Below are 17,980 nucleotides of genomic sequence, written 5' to 3' on the forward strand. Positions count from 1 at the left end.
GTTTCTTTAAAGTTAATCTGAATCAACCCCATTTTCAAAACCTTTTAAACATCTTTAACTAAGCTGAAGCCATGTTTAACAAAATCCTCAAAATCTAAAGGATAACCGATCCTGTATCCCAAGATTTTAAGAGACAAAAAAGATGATTTTTTATAGAAATTGTTGCTGCCACGAAAACCTTATTCTATTTATTGTAACTTATTATTCCCCGATATTGCCGTAAGCTTTATCCAGGAATAAATACCTGTCGTCTTTTTCTGCATCTTTAAATTTAGACTTTGAGTCGATAATCATTACCGGCGGGGTGGCATCATGAGCTTCTGCAGCCGGCCATTCGGGAAGGTTTTCTCCGTTTGGATTTCCGGTTTTAATGAAGTTTGCCAAATATTGCATGATGGTCGCAGAAACTGTAAAATCCTCTTCTGTCCAATCGTAAGTATCAAATAGATCCAGGTTGCCCATAAAATATTCGATCTCTGCGGCGTGTGGAGCACCAATCGGTTGCTGTTGTGGTGCATTTTCAGAATCCTGATTATTAAGCGACGGCCTTAATTTGCTATAGAGGTAGCGGTAGACGGGTTCGTTACTGTTTTTGCGGTGCAGGTCAAACCATTTCCAGGTACTGTAGGAGATAAAGCTGTCTGAAGCCAAAGCGGTGGCAGATTTCTCAATTTCGTCTGCAGAACTGTGGGGATAAAGCTTCAGAACTTCTTCAAAGTTTTCAGGATAGGTTTCTTTTACTTTTTCAATGTAATTTTCTTCGGAATAGGATTCGTCCTGCATAAAGGCTGTACCCGGAATTTCGGCAGAATTCCATCCTAAAAGCAACGGAATTTGCGCCTGATTTCGCTTCCTGAAGATTTCCGGAAGTGTTTCCGGTAAAAAGTAGCCGTCGATAACACTGGAAAACCTGAAAGCATCTGACTTTCTATAACTTTCAAATATTTCAGCAGTACTCGCTGCTTTCATTTCTTCAATAGAAGTATAGCCATTTTTTTCAGCAAATTCAGCTCCGTTTTTTTCAGCTTCAGCTAAAGAAACAGGCGCCAGAGTGGGTTTTATAGCAGCGCCACTCTCGCCAATTGCACCAGCAATAAGATCTTTGGAAAGGGGAGAGGCCATTTGTGCGCTCACAGAAACCGAACCGGCAGATTCTCCCGCAATGGTCACTTTTTTGGGATCGCCGCCAAAAGCCGCAATATTATCCTGAACCCATTGTAAAGCCGCATGCTGGTCCAGAAGTCCATAATTTCCTGAAGCATTATATTCAGCTTCCTCGCTGAGTTCGGGATGGGCAAAAAATCCGAAAATATTGAGTCGGTAATTTACCGTTATCGCAATAATGCCTTTTTGAGCCATGGCAGCTCCGTCATATCGGGGTTCAGACGCATCGCCGGCTACAAAGCCGCCGCCGTAAAAATAAACCAGCACGGGGAGCTTTGCAGTGCCCCTTTTAGCAGGCGTCCATACATTAAGATAAAGACAATCCTCGCTTTGGCCGTCACTACGGAAAACCATATCGTCGAAAATCCTTGCCTGCACAGGCGAAGGGCCAAATTTAGTGGTTTCTTTTACTCCTTCCCATTCTTCCAACTCCTGTGGAGCCTTCCATCGCAATTCTCCAACCGGGGGCTGTGCAAAAGGAACGCCCAGATAGATAAATAGATCTTTTTTGGCATCATAATAACCACCAATTTTCCCTTTTTTAATTTCTCTTTGTGCAGGTTGTTGCTCCTGGGAAACAGAAGGGGAAATGATGGAGAGGGCGAAGAAAAGCAACAGAATATTTTTCATGAAAAGCAGAGTTATCTTTTAAATATACAAATAATACGAGAAAAAAAGAGGCAGTCCAAAAATGGCAATTATCGCACTGCTAAAATAATTCCGGTATTTTGAAGTACATAGAAATCCTGTACAATCCGAAGCCATTAAGACAGCTAAATAATCCATTTTTGGACTGCCTGCTATAATTTTGAATGTGGTAGAAAAAATTAAATCACAATCTTTTTATCTCCTTTTACACCTTTGTAATTTCCACTAAGGTCCTGGTTTTCCTGCTCGATCTTGTGTTTCTTTTTGTTGAATTTATTTTTGAACTTTTTCTTTTTCTCGTTGATCTCGTCGCTGTTACTTTGTATATATTTATATGCAAGGTAACCTACACCCGCTGCTGCTGCTACGCCCACGCCAATAACTCCGCCGCGGGTGGCAAGGGTTTTGCCTACTTTAAAAGCTGTGGCTTTTGCCAATAGTTTTCCTCCCATTGCAACAAGGTCGCTGCCGCGGGTTACGAGTTTTTCTCCGGTTTTTATTACTGCATCATTCATATTTGTCAAATTTAGATTAGTATTTATTTTTAATTATGCTTTTCCTGTTGGTTTAATTAATAACTCATTAACATTTACAGTTTCCGGTTGTGAAACTGCGTAAAAAACAGCATCGGCTATATTTTCCGTATCCAGTTTCGCCTCGTCTTCACTGTAATCTTTGTCTTCCAGTAATTCCTGATCTGTAATGTCCTCCCGAAGATCGGTAGCGACTGTTCCCGGTTCTATCGCGGTAACGCGGATGTTGAATTCCGTAGAAAGTTCCATTCGCATGGCTTTTGACAGTGCAATAACCGCTGCTTTTGAAGCGCCATATACGGCACCGCCTTCAAAAATTTCCTTTCCGTCTACAGATGCTATGTTTACTATATGTCCGTTTTCCTGTTTTTTCATATGCGGAAGTACCGAGTATATACACCGGAGACAACCTTTTAGATTCACTTCTACGGTTTGCAGCCATTCATCCAGATGACGGTTTTTTAGATAGGTAAGCGGCATAACACCTGCTGAATTTACCAAAATATCGATCCTGCCAAATTCTCTTATTATCTCTTTAAAACCGTTAGCCACACTATCGGTGAGACTTACATCCATCTCCACGACCATACTTTTATTTCCGATTTCCATCTGCAGTTCTTTCAATTTATCTACACTACGGCTGGCGAGGGCGACATGGCAACCTTCCTTAGAAAGTTTTTTAGCAATTGCTCTTCCAATTCCGCTGCTTGCTCCTGTAATTACTGCTACTTTATTCTTTAAAATCATTCTTTTTCACTTTTTCCTAAATATCCAATATTCTCACTGGAGAAGGAGTTAAGAGGTTTGTAAATAACAAGAATTTAACGAGTTAAAGGAGATGTGAAAATGTTTCTTTGGTACAATGGTTTGGTTTACTGATGGTACTTCTAATTTTATTGGTAGTTCATTGTTGTCCACAATGTCACAGCGGAGTCGAGATGCTTTCTGGCTTAGGAAGTTGTAATTTGAAAATTTCTAAATTCGAAAATGTACTGATGAAATAATGAGGGCTTCGACAGGCTCAGCCGGACTGTAGCTTCCATTGTCACACAGAGCTTGTCGAAGTGTGTTTTGATCTTTTTTCTAATATCTTTGAGTCATGGCTCTTGTCTCCTGCTTCCCGTTTCCTGTCTCCCGTTTCCTGCTTCCTGCTTCCTGTTTCCTGTTTCCGTTTAAGATAGAACCTCCAAAAAGCCAATTTTCGACCTTTTTCGTACTTCCAACTTCATACCTCGTAATTCTATTTCCCCTCTTTCTTTTTCCTTAGATGAAAAAGAAACAAAAAATCAAGGCTTACGAAACTTTATCTAAATTTTTCATTCGGCACCTAAATTTTGTGAACTCGCTGTCATACTTTTTGTAAGTACTAATTTCTGCACAGCTCAAACAGCATAAAATTTTACGTTGCCTTCACTTCAAATTTTACGATAAACTTTCGATAGGCCGGGTCATAAAGTAATTTGAAGATTTGCTGATGAGATAGTGGAGGGCTTCGACAGGCTCAGCCGGACTGTGTTGATCTGAAAATGTGCTAATTTGAAAATTTGATAATGTTATCACTATAGTTTCTTTGTGTTTGGAATGTCACACAGAGCTTGTCGAAGTGTGATCTCATTTTTCTAACATTTTTAATTGTCTATTGTCTATTGTCTATTGTCTCTTGTCTCCTGCTTCCTGTTTCCTGTTCACATAAAATGTTATTTTATTCCAAAAGGACTTCCGGAGCTATAAATTTTACTTCAGAATGCTTATCTTAAGAGGTAAATCAAAAAAACCAGAAACTATGAAAATTTCTAAATTATTGTTTTTATTGTTTTTTGTAGCCATTGCTTCCTGTAATGATGCTCAGCAAAATCAACAAAATATTGAAGAAATTGAAGAACAGGAAGTAGACGTAGAAGATAGGGCTACTGTAGAGAAGCAAGTGGGAGATCCCGAAAACCTGATGAAGGACTGGGACGAGTTGTTGAACCAGGAAGATACTTTGGGACTTGCCGAAATAATTGCAGATGATGCGGTGTTGCTAACCGGCGGTAAAGGCGTGAAGGATACCGATAGTATCAGGATGTGGTTAAATAATAATTCTGTTGCGATGAAAGGTCTTACTAGGGAAGCTATGGTGAATAGTTCGGGTGAAAAAATCAGGTACCAGGCCGGGACATTTTCTAAGGAAGAAGAAAGTACGCCAGGGGAAGGAACTTATACCATTATTTGGGAACAGGACGATAGTGACAGCCAGTGGAAAATAAAACTTCTGGATATTTCTTCTGAAGGAAATTCTGATTAGAACCTGGAAATCGGTTTTTTAAACCAGGAATTTTACTGAAATGAAGGTCGGTAAGGTGGCAGCTTTAAATGCTAATTATCGGCCTTTATTAATTTAGATTCTTAGTACTGCTGAAGGATGCTGGGTTAATTGAGGGAGCGGTTAAACCGCGTCATCATTTTATAAGCGCAGCGAAAAATTTTCTGCTTTCTAGAGGATTTTTTCGAAGATCCGGAATTCATCATTTCAATCTTTATAAATTTCCCTCCCAATTTGTAAAAGCTTATTTCCTGCGGAAGCGTAAGTGCTCCCGAATCATTTCTTTTAATGCCACTATTCTTTTTAAAAATAAAATCTCCTACACATTCCCTTACTAGTTTCGAATTTTGCGAAGCATCTTCCATAACTATTTATTTTTTAATGAAAAGTGATATAATTTACGAAAAATAATTGAGATCGGTAAATTTTTAAAGCATTTATAGAAGTTGTGTTTGAATTTTGAGGATTCTGAAGTGATTGAATTATGTTATTTCAAGTGCTTTCTGCGCCTGTAGCATATGGCGATCATTATGATATATTACCACTCTTAAGGTGTCTCCCAACTTTAATTTAAGAAAGCTTGTAATACTAATAGAGGTTTTAGTTTTATTGAGGCTAATTTTTCTTGCTTTTTCCAGGAGGTCCAATATTTTATTTTGCTGAATAATAAATTCTTCCAATGCTTCCTTATCCAATTTACTGCCATTGGGATTTTTGTTCCTGAAGGTTTTTATTTTCTTCATCTTTTCACCGGGAAGCATCATTTTAGCAAAATAATTTCCAAGCTTGCCAGATGCAAATTTTTCTTCAGCAGCGTAGTCCCTTTGGTTTATTCTCTTTTCTATCTCCGGCAAGTAATACTCTCCGTAGAGGTTAAGGTGTTTAATGCATTCTAAAGCACTCCAGGAATGATCATTAACTTTATGGTTTAAATTTTCCAGTGGAAGCTTTTTCATCTGTTCTGCTTTGCGAAGGTTTTGAAGGGTACGTGCTTTTAAATCAGAAATTAAGTCTTCGGAAGCTATTTTCATGTTGTTGAACTTTAAAACAAATATCGAAGTTTCTGAAAACCAAAATCTTGATTCAAATCAAGACTTTTTTAACCTTGAAAGTGTTTCCGGAGTCATTCTTAAGTACGACGCGATGTAGCGGTTCGGAATTTCCTGAAATAGTTGCGGACTTGTTTGCAGGACTCTTTGATATCTTTCGGAAGGGGAGGAGGTAAGTAAGTCTCTTTCCCTTTCCATTTGCTGAAAAACTAATTGTTCTAAAATTACGTGCCACAGTTTCAGGTTTTCTTTATTGCTGAAGATAAAGTCCATAAACTTCTTCTTTCCAATTACCTTTAGTTGTGACTTTTTCAGTGCCTGAATGTAAAGATCAGAAGGCTGCTGGCTAATATAACTGTCCAGTGCAGCCACAAAATTGTATTTATAAGCAAACCTGATGGTAAGCTCCTCTTCCTTATCTACCACGAAAATCCTTAGGCTGCCTTCTTTTACAAAATAGATATTAGTGTCTATACTTCCTGCTACTTTAATATATTCGTTGCGAAGAGGTTTGAAATCCCGCTCCCAGAGGTCTAGCTCTTCTATTTTTTGCTGAAGTTGATGTAGAGGGTTCATAATTTCAAATGTTTTTCTAATTTATTCAATAGCAGTAAATAAGCAATAGATAATGAATAGCCGAAGTTTAGACCTTTAGTTTTCCACAAAACAGGTTTTCCTATCATAGTTGTTTCATCCTAAGATTTCAACAATATTTAAAACTTTTACTACAGCTGCTAAAATCAGAGTAGCGAGACTAATTTGATATTCGGAAATATCACAATAAAGTGCTGGAAATCGGAACGGTGCCTTTGCAGTTGCTGGAAGACAAATTGACCGGTGGATTGAGGAAGTGAAGAATAGCAAGAGCTAGAAAATAATAGATATCAAAAATGCCCTTTTTGGAGAATATTGCAGGAAGGGCTTTTTTGATTTAGAATGAATTTGAACTCCGAAATCTATTCCTGTTTTCCTTGGAGAAAAAGCGAAAGTAGAGCTAAAAATGAATTTAAAGAAGAATTTTTTTATCATGTGCTAAAAACTCTTAACTTGGTTATCCACTAATTTTGTATTGTGAATTACGTGCTTATAAAGAATATGGAACATTTTAAAGCTGAATCCTTTAAAGAAAATGGAGATTTCGTAGATTTTTTTATTCTCGTAGCCGGAGGTTGGGGTAAGAGCAGCAAAAGGATAAGTTATAGGCCACACTTCAAAGAGTTTCTGATTATCCACGAGATTGATGAAAGTTATCAGGAGCTGAATTCAGATGAAATTGGAGCTGAAACAAATCTTTTGGAAGCAATTTCTAAAAAAGCATTTTATAAAATAGACTGGTAAAGGGGAAGGAATAAAGGTCTGATAATCATATCACGACTTTCATCAAATCAGTCAATGATGCGGAAAAAGGTAAAGCCGCTTCACGTTCTTTTTTATATCTTTCGAGCTCAAATAAATTCAGGGTGCTACTTTGAATTTCTCTCCAATATCTGCACTAATTAATCTAATTATTCTTCTGACATGCTTAACCAACAGCTAATTTTTGACTTTCTTTTAGAATGTAAGATGGCATTGGCTCATGAAGTCTCCACTCTACACTCATAGGTTTCGCTCCTTTGGACTTTATAAATTCTGCTTCCCCCAAGAATGTGTAAGACATAGTAAATCCATATTCATCTACGTTCTGTTCTCTTACGAAAAGTAAAATTCTCTTTCCGATATTTTTGTGTTGTATGTAAGATTCTCCTTTTGGAGAATTTGGAGAAATGCTGTTTTGCGATTGCCAATGAAAAAGATTTTTGTTCACAGCATAATCTTCATACATAGTGGTGGGAGAATACTCTTTTTCAGTCTTTTTTAGCGTCACGAATAATGCCTCAACGTTTAGTTTTTTATTAAAAGCAGATCCTTCGCGATTGGACGATTTTTTGCTGAATGTGCTCATTCCTATTGCAGCTAAAATTTCTTCTCTGTTATATCTGCCGTGGAGTTTTAAGGGGAAAGGGAAGCGTAAATCTATATCTTTTTCAACAAATTCTATTTTTTCAATTTGATGAGCTGTGAATTCTTGCATTTCTTGAAGCATCACCTTGTTTTTCCTAAGTGATACAATACTCTCCTTAACATTTTTGAATCCTAATTTTGTTCCGGCTTCTTGCCATACATCATAATGGAACATGAGAAGCATAATCTCTTCCTCATTATTTAATAAATCGAGATCTGTATCTTCAGATATTACCTTCTGAATAAAGTGCAAATAACTTAATGAATTACATTGTATAAGCTTCTTCTGCATACAAGTTGTTAGTTCTTTCTCTTGAGGCTCAGTAAAATCTGAAATAACTCCTGCATCTGCACATAATCTTTTCCAGCTTCCTTTCTTGTAAATTTGTTGAAGTTTGAGGTGATGGAATTCTAGAAAATTATTTAAGGTAAGCGGAAGTGTAGAATGATGTTTAAACTTCTGAATTTTAAGGAGGAGCTGAGGTCTCCTAAATTCAGTTGCTTCCCTTATGTTTCTTAAGATTACTTCCTTGGCTTTTTTCTCCAGTACAATTGAACAGCCTAAAGGTAAATGGGGAAATTCATCTTCTATTTCTTTAATTATAGATGTATGAGATTTGCCTACAAGTGCTCTGAATTTATGCTCGAAATCGTACTCTGGACGGGCATTTCCAACAAAATCCAGGACAGTCAAGCAGTCTTTATTCTCTGCAAGTCTGAGGCCACGGCCTAATTGCTGTAGAAAGACAGTCAAGCTTTCTGTAGGTCTAAGAAAAAGAACAGTATCAATATTTGGAATATCTACTCCTTCATTGAAAATGTCTACTACAAAAAGATAATTTATTTCCTTTTTCAGGAGCTGACTTCTCAAAACTTCTCTGTTTGAACTATTGCTACTCACCAAATAATCAGCTTTTAGACCTGCTATTGTAAATTTTTCTGCCATATATTTTGCGTGATCTTGACTTACGCAAAATCCTAGAGCCTGTACATCATCTATATCAGTTAAATATTCTTCACAGTTATGGATAATGTCGGAAACACGTCTGTCATTTTCAGTATAAAGTTTAGTAAGTTCTTTTATTTCGTACTTTCCATTTCTCCAATTAACATTGGACAGATCAATCGCATCAGATAGAGCAAAATATTGAAATGGGCTTAAGAGCTTCCGATTTAATGCTTCCGGTAATCTTATCTCCGCAGCAATTTTGTTGTGAAAATCTTCTGCTATGTCTCCTCCGTCCATTCTTTCTGGTGTAGCTGTCAATCCTAAGAGAATTTTGGGATCAAATCTTTTGAGAATTGGTCGGTAGCTATCCGCTTTTATGTGATGCACTTCATCAACTATTATGTAGTCAAAGAAATCAGACGCCAGTTCAAGGTTTTTTAATCGACTGTGTAAAGTCTGAACGGAAGCGAAAATTTGATTATATCTTTCAGGTTCATTTCCATCTACCCATAGTTCACCAAAATTAGAATTCCGTAAGACGTGCTGAAATGTTATTTGTGCCTGTTGTAAAATTTCTTTTCGATGAGCAACAAATAGAAAGTTTGAACTGGGATTTTTAGAATAAAATCTTTTAAAATCAAACGCTGAAATAACTGTTTTTCCTGTCCCAGTGGCTGCGACTAATAAATTTTTATGCCTGTTGTGCACCTCTCTCTCAGATTGCAGTTTGGATAAGATCTCCTCCTGGTATGGATATGGTTTTAGGTCGAAGAAGGTCGTGATTTGATTTGTGCCGTATGAACTTTGTCTTTTAAGAGCACTACTTAATTTTTCTCGATCCTTTCCCTTTTCATAAAATTCAAATTCTGGATCTTCCCAGTACGTCTCGAAGGTTTTTTGAAATTTATCAATAATATGTCCAATTTCCTGTGTAGTCACTTTTAAATTCCATTCTAAACCATTTGTTAGAGCAGATCGAGAAAGATTCGATGAACCGATATAACCAGTATGAAAACCTGAGTTTCTTAAAAATAGATAAGCTTTTGCGTGCAGACGTTCGTGTTCAGAATTATAAGAAACTTTTATTTCGGTATTAGGTAAAGAGGACAGGTATTCAACGGCTTTCACGTCCGTGGCTCCCATATAAGAAGTGGTGATAATCTTTAATTTTTTACCACTGTTTGTAAATTCCTCCAGCTCTTTTTTAAATATCCGAATTCCAGAATACTTTATAAACGAGACTAACCAGTAAATTTCATCTGAAGAAAGAATTTCTTTTCTCAATTCACTTTCCAAAGAAATTCCAACATTGTTGCCAGTGAATAGTTCGCTTTGGCTTAAGCGAGTATAAGGTGTAATTTCTTTTAATCGCGCTTCTAAATTGGAAAACGGGAAATTTAATTTTGAAAAAACGGCTTGCAGTATTTTGCCTTCACTTTCTAATAGATTATCAGATAGTTCTACATTTTTGAGCTCTGAGACTAATAGTTGAATTATCTTATTGGAAAGCTCAATTTGTTTTAAAGGGCGATCTTTTTCCTTAATCTCATTAAGAGCAAATTTAATTGTTTCAGCTAAGTAAAGACTTAGATATTGTGAAGCCTCTTCTTTGTCTAGTGTAGTTTCGCTGATGTGAAATTTTTCAGAATCAATGGATTCTAATTTATTTGCAACCAATTTATTTATTAGCTGTTCGTAAAGACCAGTTTCAAAATTCATTTGTAATTCTGTATATAATATTGAACAATAGGAATGTCTGCTTCAGCCCAGTCGAATTGTATTAACTGAGATTTGGATGCCCATTCTATTTTCAGATGTTCTTTTAAATCAATTTCAAATGTTTGCAGGGAACAGCGAAATGGAATAAGTTCAATTATTTTATCATGTGAATATTGATGTTTATTGGAAGGAAGTTGTTCGGAAATTTTAATTTCCACACCTAACTCTTCAAGAATTTCCCTATGAATACATTCTCTAAGATTTTCATCTTTTTCTTTCTTGCCTCCTGGAAATTCCCACTTAAGAGGAAGATTCATTTTTTCGCTTCGTTGGGCGCAAAGAATCTTGTCGTTCTTCTCTATAATAGCACAGGTGACTTGAATTACTTTCAATGGGGAAAAGCTTTGTGCATAAAAATACAAGATTTAATGAGAATTAAGGTTTAATTTCTTCCAGCCTCCTCCTTAATTGGACAAATTCCATTTAACAGGAAACATTCCTTTTTAACTATTCTTTCCGCACTGGCCACAAATTTATTTTATAATTTTGGACTTATTCCTATTAGAGGGAAATAATCCAAATTGCAATGAAGAAAAATAAATCAATCATCCACCTGGATCTGGATAGTTTTTTTGTTTCCGTAGAAAGAGTAAGGGATTCAAGGCTGGAAAACAGGCCGCTGATTGTGGGCGGAATGGGAGACCGGGGCGTGGTGGCCGCAGCCAGTTATGAAACCCGTAAATTTGGAGTGCATTCTGGTATGGCCATGAAAGTAGCCCGGCAGCTTTGTCCGCAGGCTGTAGTGATAAAAGGAGATTCTTCGGTTTATACCGCGCACTCCCATCTCGTAACCGAAATTATTAAAAACAGGGTGCCCGCTTTTGAAAAGGCGAGTATAGATGAGTTCTATGCAGATCTTAGCGGGATGGATAAATTTTTCGGAATAAGGAAATTTGCTCACGAACTAAGGGAAACGATTATAAAAGAAACCCGGCTGCCAATTTCTTTCGGACTCTCACAAAACAAAATCGTTTCCAAAATCGCCACCGGGGAGGCAAAACCCAACAATGAACTTTATATTGACAATGGCGAAGAAAAGGCTTTCCTGGCGCCACTTTCTGCGGGTAAAATTCCTATGGTCGGGAATAAAACATTTCAGATTTTGATGAACCTGGGGATCAGGAAAATTGAAACTATCCAGCAAATGCCGGTGGAAATGCTGGAAAGTGTGCTGGGCAAAAATGGGCGTACCATCTGGAAAAGGGCGAATGGGATAGATGATGCGCCTATTGTTCCTTTTCACGAGCGAAAATCTATTTCGGCAGAGCGTACTTTTAACCGCGATACGATAGATATGGTGCAGCTAAATGCCACGCTGGTGGGAATGGCAGAGAATCTTGCCTATCAGCTGCGGCGCGGTAATAAACTTACCTCGAGTATAAGTGTGAAAATCCGTTATTCAGATTTTCAGACGGTGAGTAAACAGGCTAAGATTCCGTATACCAGTGCAGATCATATCCTGATTCCGAAAATTGAAGAGCTTTTTAAGCAGCTTTATTCGCGCCGACTCCTGATTCGCCTTATCGGAATAAAATACACCGGACTCGTAGGCGGGCATTACCAGATTAACCTGTTTGATGATTCTGAAGAAATGTTACGGCTCTATAATTCTATAGACAAAATTAGAAGCCGCTTTGGCGAACATAGCGTGGTAAGGGCTTCTACGCTTGGCGGTGCGAGTGTTGGCAGATCTGAAAATCCTTTTAACGGCGAGCCACCGGTAGTTCTTGCGCATAGACACTTTTAAATGTTTAATGTTTAATGTTGAAGGTTTAAAAGCAAAAAGTCAAAAGAGCAAGTGAGTTAAGGAGGGGGGAAGTTATAGTAATAGGCTTTAAGCGTTAAGTTTGAAAAGGAGGAAAAAGATAAAAAGCAGAAAATAGAGAATAGAGAAAAGAGGTTTCTTCAGGTCGAAAAGGGGCATTTTTGGAGGGTGGTTTATATTTTTTGCTAAACACTCCACAACAGACAACTTACAACCGAATTCCGGCCTTAACTCAAAATAATCAAACTGAACTCCGAACCCTGAACTGAGAAAACCCACAACTTCCACTTTTTTAAACAGCTCTTCGACTCCGCTCTGGGGGACATCGAATTCCATACTTTCAAATTTGACTAAGACTGCCAACCCACAACTCACAACCAAATTCCGGCCTTAATTCAAAATATAAAATTCAGCATTTAAAATAGTGAAAAAGCTTCGCTAATTTAGCCGTATGAAGGCAAAAATTGATCATGGCTCTAAAACTTACAATATCGACCTGTCGAAGCCGCTGGATATTTCTATTGGTTTACGCGGAGACAGTAAAAATCCCGTTGCCTGGTATCTTTCGGCGCCGGAAATAAATCCGGTAAAAGAAGGAGATTTTATTGGCAGGGTGAGTGAGGGAGCTTCGGTTAATTTCAATAATATCAGGTTTAATCCGCATGCGCATGGCACTCATACCGAATGCGTGGGGCATATCTCCCGGGAATTCCATAGCATTAATCAAACCCTGAAAAAATTCTTTTTCATTGCTAAATTAATTTCCGTAGAACCAGAGAAAAGAGGAGAGGATTCAATAATTACTGAAGCGCAATTAAAGTCGAAAATTGCCAAAAACGAAGCCGAATCTTTAATTGTAAGAACGCTGCCAAATTACATCGAAAAGCGGAGCAGAAAATATTCCAATACCAACTGGCCGTATCTGGAAGAAGCTGCGGCGCGGTATATAAGGGAATGCGGAGTGCAGCATTTGCTTATCGACCTGCCTTCTGTAGATAAAGAACGCGACGGCGGCAAATTGCTGGCGCATAAAGCCTTCTGGAATTATCCTAAAAATACGCGGGCGGAAGCTACAATCACCGAATTTATCTATGTTTCCAACAATATTACAGACGGGGAATACCTGCTAAACCTGCAAATCGCTTCTTTTGAAAATGACGCTTCCCCGGCAAAACCGGTTTTATATAAAATTCAGCAATAATGAAAATAACTTTACAACTTGAAGAAATGGCAATGCTCGCGCTGGGCATTTACGCCTTCAGCTTTCTGGGGCTTTCCTGGTGGTGGTTTTTTGCACTCTTACTCGCGCCAGATATTGGAATGCTGGGTTACCTGGGAGGGAACAAATCCGGAGCTTTTGTTTACAATATTTTTCATCACAAAGGCCTGGCGATTTTGCTGTGGATCGTGGGTTTTGCTCTCCAAAACGTGATTTTACAATTAATAGGATTAATTTTGTTTTCACATTCGGCTTTTGATCGTATTTTAGGCTATGGCCTCAAGTACGAAAAAGGCTTTAAATTCACACATCTGGGAGAAATTGGTAATTAATTATGGAGCTTTTATTTATCGGGCTGGCCGTGGGTGCGGTGGTTGCTTATTTTATTTTTGCGAAATTCAATACTAACCGTTCAAAGGAAAATACCAGCGAACAGTCGGTAGTGCTAATGGATAAAATCCGTAGCGTTTGCAAATTTATTACGGTAGAAGGCGATTTCGCTGAAATTTACCATTACGAGAATCTAAAAGAAAGGTATGTAAGTCTTTTCCTCGGAAAAAAGAAAGCCATAATCCTGATTAATGCCAAGGCGCATATTGGTTTCGATTTAAGTAAAATCAGCATGGAAAGTGATACGGAATCCAAACGGATTATTCTCACTAATTTTCCGCAACCGGAATTGCTTACCGTAGAAACAGATTTCAAGTATTACGACAAACGTGAAGGCTGGGCGAATCCTTTTACCACTTCAGATTTAACCGATATTAACCGCGATGCAAAGAGACATATTGTAGATAAAATTCCGGAAAGCGGACTATTTGAGCAGGCAAAAAAGGAGGCGCTGGGAACCATTCTGCTTATGGAAAAAATCGTGGAAACCATTGGCTGGAAGCTGGACTACACGGCACTTACTTTAAAAGAAGCCGAAGAAAATAAGAAACTGAAATCGTAGGTTGCGCTCTTAAAACCTGGCAATATGAACATCGAAACCTTTAGAAATTACTGCCTCGCCAAGAAAGCGGCGACCGAAGAGCTTCCTTTTGGACCCGATAATCTTGTTTTTAAAGTTATGGGCAAGATGTTTGCACTCGCTTCGTTAAATGATGTTCCGTTGCGCATTAATCTAAAATGTGATCCCGAAAAAGCGATTGAGCTGCGGGAAGAGCATGAAGAAAGTATTTTACCGGGCTATCATATGAATAAAAAGCACTGGAATACCTTAATTTTAGGCGGCAGGCTGAGTCCCGAAATGATTTTTAATTTAACCAATCATTCCTATAAACTCGTCGTGGCGGGGCTAACCGGAAAACAAAGAAAAGAACTGGAGAATTTAGAATGAAAAATACCTTAGAATTTTACACTCATCAAAAAAGTATTCACGAGCAGCAGTTAGCTGTACTTTCCAAAAAATTACTGTTTTCCAGTCTTATCAGATTGCTGGTTTTTCTGGCAATTTGCTACGGAATCTATTTTTTCTTCGGAAATGTAAATGTGTTGGTTCCGGTAATTATCGGCGGAATTGTCATTTTCCTGTTCCTTGTTTCCAGGCATAGCGATATTAAAGAAAAGAGCGATAAACAGAAGGAGCTCATAAAAATCAATGAAACCGAAATTGATATCCTGAAGACTCGCAATTTTCAGGATTTGCCTTCAGGAAGTGAATATGACGATCCTGTACATGTTTACAGTCAGGATATCGATCTTTTTGGGAGAGGATCTTTTTTCCAATATCTCAACCGGACTGCCTTACACGAGGGCACCAATAAGCTCGCCGCAATCCTTAAAGAAAATTCCATTGATGGTATAGAAAGTAAGCAGGAAGCTATAAAAGAACTCGCTGAAAAGTCCACCTGGCGACAGGAATTTACTGCTTTGGCGAGATTGGTGAAAACCGAAACCGCATCTGCCACCGTACTCAACTGGTTTAAAAATTACCGGTTTTTCGTACCTGCATTTATGAAATGGCTGCCAACGGTCTTCAGTATAATATCGATAATTGCCATTTTAGCCTATGCCTTTGATTATATTAAAGGAATTCACCTGCTGCTGTGGTTTTTGGTGGGGATTCTCACTACCGGATACTTCCTGAAGAGGATAAATTTGCTTTCCGGTAGCGTAAGCAAGGTTCAGGATACTTTTCACCAGTACCACAGGCTGCTGGGGCTTATAGAAGATGAAGATTTTACTTCAGAAATCCTGAAAAAGAACCAAAACATGATCCGTTCTGAGAAAGAAAAGGCTTCAGCGATCTTCAGGAAGTTTTCTAAAGCTATTGATGCTCTGGATCAACGGAATAATATGTTATTTGGCTTTTTTGCCAATGGATTCCTGCTTTGGGATTTGCAGCAGTCCTATAAGTTAGAGCGCTGGATTGGCAATTATCGTCAAAATGTGGAAAACTGGTTCGAAATTATAGAATTTACAGATGCTTATAATTCACTGGGCAATTTTGCTTTTAACCATCCGCAGTATGTTTTTCCGAAGATTAGTATTGAAAATACCGGGATTTCAGCAAAAAATCTGGCGCATCCGCTTCTAAATCCGGAAAAAAGGATAGCGAACGACTTCAACATTAATAATGAAGAATTCTTTATCATCACCGGGGCAAATATGGCCGGAAAAAGTACATTTTTGCGTACCGTTTCTCTGCAAATCGTGATGAGTAATATTGGGCTTCCGGTTTGTGCTGAAGCATGCACGTATTCACCAATTAAGTTGATTACCAGCATGCGTACCAGCGACTCATTAAATGATGACGAGTCTTATTTCTTTTCGGAATTAAAACGCCTGAAGTTTATAGTAGATAAAGTGAAAACCGACCGCTATTTTATCATTTTAGACGAAATCCTGAAGGGGACTAACAGTACGGATAAAGCTACGGGAAGTAAAAAGTTTGTCCGGAAACTTTTAAAATCGCATTCCACCGGAATCATCGCCACTCACGATCTGAGTTTATGCGAAATTTCTTCGGAATTACCAGAAGTGAAAAACCACTATTTTGATGCTGAAATCATTAACGACGAACTCAATTTCGACTATCAATTCAAAAACGGAATTTGCCAAAATATGAATGCCTCTTTTCTACTCCGGAAGATGGAAATTGTGGACGAGTGAGTTTGTAGTTTGTAGTTCTTTGTTCGGAGTTCCGGTGTCACCCTGAGCTTGTCGAAGGGTAGGTTGTCTGTTGTAAGTTTTAGAATGACAACTCCAGGCTGGATTGAAGTGACTGTCCCCCTGAGCGGAGTCGAAGGGTGGGTTACTTAGTGAAAAGTTTATGGATCGGAATCTTGAGTCACAAGCATCTCGACTCCGCTCGATGTGACATTTATGGTTCCTTGGCGAAGTGTAGAATTGAAGTAGCTTCGACAGGCTCAGCCTGACTTCACGAACGAACAGGGATATATCATATTACAATAATTCAAAATTTAAAATTCATCATTCAAAATAATAGTACTTGGATTCAATAACACAAATCGTATTAGGAGCTTCTGTAGGAGAAGTGGTGCTGGGCAAGAAAGTCGGAAACAAAGCTATGCTTTACGGCGCGATTGCAGGGACAATCCCAGATTTAGATACCTTCGTGGGCTATTTTACAGATACGATCACGGCTATTGAAATTCATCGTGGCTTTAGTCATTCCATTGTATTTTCTATTCTTTTTGCACCCGTTTTCGGCTGGCTAATTTCGAAAATAGAAAAGAATTCTGAAGCCAATTGGAAGGACTGGTCCAAATTGATGTTCTGGGGCCTGGTCACGCATCCGTTACTCGATGCACACACCACATGGGGAACTCAGCTCCTATGGCCGTTGGATTTGAGACTTGCCTACAAGAACATTTTTGTAATCGATCCTCTTTATACACTTCCGTTTCTCGTATTCCTGATTCTTGCAATGCGGAAAAAGAGAACTTCTCCCGAAAGACGAAAACTGAATTATTGGGGGCTGCGGATAAGTAGTTTTTATCTGCTTGTGGTAACTCTACTGCTAAAGGGCTATTCATATGGAAAGTTTACTGATTCACTTGAAAGTCAGGGGATTTCTTATGAAGATATAGAAACAAAACCGGCTCCTTTAAATACGATTCTTTGGACGGCAAATGTGAAATTAGAAGATAAATTTCTGATAGGGGATTATTCCATTTTCGATTCCCAGCCCGTTCAGTACTATGAATATCCTAAAAATCATCATTTCTTAGGAGATCTAAAGGACGATAAAAATGTTCAGCGGCTTATCGACATCAGCAATGGCTGGTACACTATTTCAGAAAAAGACGGAAAACTATTTTTTAACGATCTCCGTTTTGGAACGTTAGAGCCTGCTTCCAAAGATGAAAATTTTGTGTTTAGTTATGAGCTTATTCCGGAGAATGGAACGATAAGAGCGAAGGAAGTGGAAAAGAGCAGGGGTGATGCTAAAAAATTACTGGCAGACCTGGGAGAACGGATTTTAGGGAATTAAGTTTTTTGAGTGGAAAGTGAAAAGTTTAATAAAGGGCAAATTATGAAATTTTTTATTTTTCAATACCACAGATTTTAAACTCTAAAGGCATACTCTTAAAATGGCAATT

17 protein-coding genes are annotated in these 17,980 nt (G+C 38.2%); 9 read left to right on the forward strand and 8 right to left on the reverse strand.

Features of this window, described 5'->3' with window-relative positions; translation table 11 throughout:
* Window positions 1-201: 201 nt before the first annotated feature.
* From RM549_RS09500 to RM549_RS09510, 3 genes are all read right to left on the reverse strand, one after another.
* Window positions 202-1,794 (reverse strand): carboxylesterase/lipase family protein, encoded by a 1,593-nt coding sequence (locus RM549_RS09500; protein WP_311684109.1) that lies wholly within the window; start codon window positions 1,792-1,794, stop codon window positions 202-204.
* A gap of 197 nt (window positions 1,795-1,991) precedes the next feature.
* Window positions 1,992-2,327 carry a hypothetical protein gene (locus RM549_RS09505; protein WP_311684111.1) on the reverse strand — a complete coding sequence of 112 codons (336 nt, stop codon included), beginning with the start codon at window positions 2,325-2,327 and terminating at the stop codon, window positions 1,992-1,994.
* A gap of 33 nt (window positions 2,328-2,360) precedes the next feature.
* Window positions 2,361-3,092: an SDR family oxidoreductase gene (locus tag RM549_RS09510; RefSeq protein WP_311684112.1), complete on the reverse strand. Its 732-nt coding sequence runs from the start codon at window positions 3,090-3,092 to the stop codon at window positions 2,361-2,363.
* Window positions 3,093-4,128: 1,036 nt separating this feature from the next.
* On the opposite strand from RM549_RS09510, the gene RM549_RS09515 reads away from it, so the two are divergent.
* Window positions 4,129-4,632 carry a Cif family virulence factor gene (locus tag RM549_RS09515; protein ID WP_311684113.1) on the forward strand — a complete coding sequence of 168 codons (504 nt, stop codon included), beginning with the start codon at window positions 4,129-4,131 and terminating at the stop codon, window positions 4,630-4,632.
* A gap of 125 nt (window positions 4,633-4,757) precedes the next feature.
* Here the strand turns inward: RM549_RS09515 and RM549_RS09520 are convergent, their stop codons facing one another.
* The 3 genes from RM549_RS09520 to RM549_RS09530 form a co-directional block, all read right to left on the reverse strand.
* Complete coding sequence (locus tag RM549_RS09520; RefSeq protein ID WP_311684115.1) at window positions 4,758-5,015, reverse strand: hypothetical protein; 258 nt, start codon at window positions 5,013-5,015, stop codon at window positions 4,758-4,760.
* Between the two features lie 117 nt (window positions 5,016-5,132).
* On the reverse strand, window positions 5,133-5,681 hold the full coding sequence (locus RM549_RS09525; RefSeq protein ID WP_311684117.1) for a DinB family protein: 549 nt from the start codon (window positions 5,679-5,681) through the stop codon (window positions 5,133-5,135).
* A 57-nt stretch (window positions 5,682-5,738) separates the two neighbouring features.
* Window positions 5,739-6,275 (reverse strand): Crp/Fnr family transcriptional regulator, encoded by a 537-nt coding sequence (locus RM549_RS09530; RefSeq protein ID WP_311684118.1) that lies wholly within the window; start codon window positions 6,273-6,275, stop codon window positions 5,739-5,741.
* A 519-nt stretch (window positions 6,276-6,794) separates the two neighbouring features.
* On the opposite strand from RM549_RS09530, the gene RM549_RS09535 reads away from it, so the two are divergent.
* Window positions 6,795-7,037: a hypothetical protein gene (locus RM549_RS09535; RefSeq protein WP_311684119.1), complete on the forward strand. Its 243-nt coding sequence runs from the start codon at window positions 6,795-6,797 to the stop codon at window positions 7,035-7,037.
* A gap of 184 nt (window positions 7,038-7,221) precedes the next feature.
* Here the strand turns inward: RM549_RS09535 and RM549_RS09540 are convergent, their stop codons facing one another.
* Window positions 7,222-10,368, reverse strand: a complete 3,147-nt coding sequence (locus RM549_RS09540) for a DUF3427 domain-containing protein (protein WP_311684120.1) — start codon at window positions 10,366-10,368, stop codon at window positions 7,222-7,224.
* Window positions 10,365-10,760, reverse strand: a complete 396-nt coding sequence (locus RM549_RS09545; RefSeq protein ID WP_311684123.1) for a (deoxy)nucleoside triphosphate pyrophosphohydrolase — start codon at window positions 10,758-10,760, stop codon at window positions 10,365-10,367. Before RM549_RS09545 ends, RM549_RS09540 begins: the two co-directional genes overlap by 4 nt.
* Window positions 10,761-10,954: 194 nt before the next feature.
* Between RM549_RS09545 and dinB the strand changes: the two genes are divergently transcribed.
* The 7 genes from dinB (at window position 10,955) to RM549_RS09580 (ending at window position 17,871) form a co-directional block, all read left to right on the forward strand.
* On the forward strand, window positions 10,955-12,175 hold the full coding sequence (dinB, locus tag RM549_RS09550; RefSeq protein WP_311684125.1) for a DNA polymerase IV: 1,221 nt from the start codon (window positions 10,955-10,957) through the stop codon (window positions 12,173-12,175).
* Window positions 12,176-12,644: 469 nt separating this feature from the next.
* Window positions 12,645-13,394 carry a cyclase family protein gene (locus RM549_RS09555; RefSeq protein ID WP_311684127.1) on the forward strand — a complete coding sequence of 250 codons (750 nt, stop codon included), beginning with the start codon at window positions 12,645-12,647 and terminating at the stop codon, window positions 13,392-13,394.
* Window positions 13,394-13,744, forward strand: coding sequence for a DUF4260 domain-containing protein (locus RM549_RS09560; protein WP_311684129.1), 351 nt, complete (start codon window positions 13,394-13,396; stop codon window positions 13,742-13,744). The genes RM549_RS09555 and RM549_RS09560 overlap by 1 nt, the downstream gene beginning before the upstream one ends.
* A gap of 2 nt (window positions 13,745-13,746) precedes the next feature.
* Entirely contained in the window at window positions 13,747-14,364 is a 618-nt protein-coding gene (locus RM549_RS09565) for a DUF4230 domain-containing protein (protein ID WP_311684131.1), read from the forward strand.
* A 24-nt stretch (window positions 14,365-14,388) separates the two neighbouring features.
* Window positions 14,389-14,751, forward strand: a complete 363-nt coding sequence (locus tag RM549_RS09570; protein ID WP_311684132.1) for an MmcQ/YjbR family DNA-binding protein — start codon at window positions 14,389-14,391, stop codon at window positions 14,749-14,751.
* Window positions 14,748-16,526 carry a MutS-related protein gene (locus RM549_RS09575; protein WP_311684134.1) on the forward strand — a complete coding sequence of 593 codons (1,779 nt, stop codon included), beginning with the start codon at window positions 14,748-14,750 and terminating at the stop codon, window positions 16,524-16,526. Before RM549_RS09570 ends, RM549_RS09575 begins: the two co-directional genes overlap by 4 nt.
* Window positions 16,527-16,866: 340 nt before the next feature.
* On the forward strand, window positions 16,867-17,871 hold the full coding sequence (locus RM549_RS09580; protein WP_311684136.1) for a metal-dependent hydrolase: 1,005 nt from the start codon (window positions 16,867-16,869) through the stop codon (window positions 17,869-17,871).
* Window positions 17,872-17,980 lie beyond the last annotated feature (109 nt).

Origin of the sequence: Autumnicola patrickiae, assembly GCF_031846525.1 — a bacterium.
GTDB lineage: Bacteria > Bacteroidota > Bacteroidia > Flavobacteriales > Flavobacteriaceae > Autumnicola > Autumnicola patrickiae.

Coding starts and splice junctions, on each gene's coding strand:
- RM549_RS09535 (WP_311684119.1), top strand. CDS start 6,795: ATGGAACATTTTAAAGCTGAATCCTTTAAAGAAAATGGAGATTTCGTA.
- RM549_RS09515 (WP_311684113.1), top strand. CDS start 4,129: ATGAAAATTTCTAAATTATTGTTTTTATTGTTTTTTGTAGCCATTGCT.
- RM549_RS09520 (WP_311684115.1), bottom strand. CDS start 5,015: ATGGAAGATGCTTCGCAAAATTCGAAACTAGTAAGGGAATGTGTAGGA.
- RM549_RS09575 (WP_311684134.1), top strand. CDS start 14,748: ATGAAAAATACCTTAGAATTTTACACTCATCAAAAAAGTATTCACGAG.
- RM549_RS09565 (WP_311684131.1), top strand. CDS start 13,747: ATGGAGCTTTTATTTATCGGGCTGGCCGTGGGTGCGGTGGTTGCTTAT.
- RM549_RS09555 (WP_311684127.1), top strand. CDS start 12,645: ATGAAGGCAAAAATTGATCATGGCTCTAAAACTTACAATATCGACCTG.
- RM549_RS09525 (WP_311684117.1), bottom strand. CDS start 5,681: ATGAAAATAGCTTCCGAAGACTTAATTTCTGATTTAAAAGCACGTACC.
- RM549_RS09500 (WP_311684109.1), bottom strand. CDS start 1,794: ATGAAAAATATTCTGTTGCTTTTCTTCGCCCTCTCCATCATTTCCCCT.
- RM549_RS09560 (WP_311684129.1), top strand. CDS start 13,394: ATGAAAATAACTTTACAACTTGAAGAAATGGCAATGCTCGCGCTGGGC.
- RM549_RS09570 (WP_311684132.1), top strand. CDS start 14,389: ATGAACATCGAAACCTTTAGAAATTACTGCCTCGCCAAGAAAGCGGCG.
- RM549_RS09505 (WP_311684111.1), bottom strand. CDS start 2,327: ATGAATGATGCAGTAATAAAAACCGGAGAAAAACTCGTAACCCGCGGC.
- RM549_RS09510 (WP_311684112.1), bottom strand. CDS start 3,092: ATGATTTTAAAGAATAAAGTAGCAGTAATTACAGGAGCAAGCAGCGGA.
- RM549_RS09540 (WP_311684120.1), bottom strand. CDS start 10,368: ATGAATTTTGAAACTGGTCTTTACGAACAGCTAATAAATAAATTGGTT.
- dinB (WP_311684125.1), top strand. CDS start 10,955: ATGAAGAAAAATAAATCAATCATCCACCTGGATCTGGATAGTTTTTTT.
- RM549_RS09530 (WP_311684118.1), bottom strand. CDS start 6,275: ATGAACCCTCTACATCAACTTCAGCAAAAAATAGAAGAGCTAGACCTC.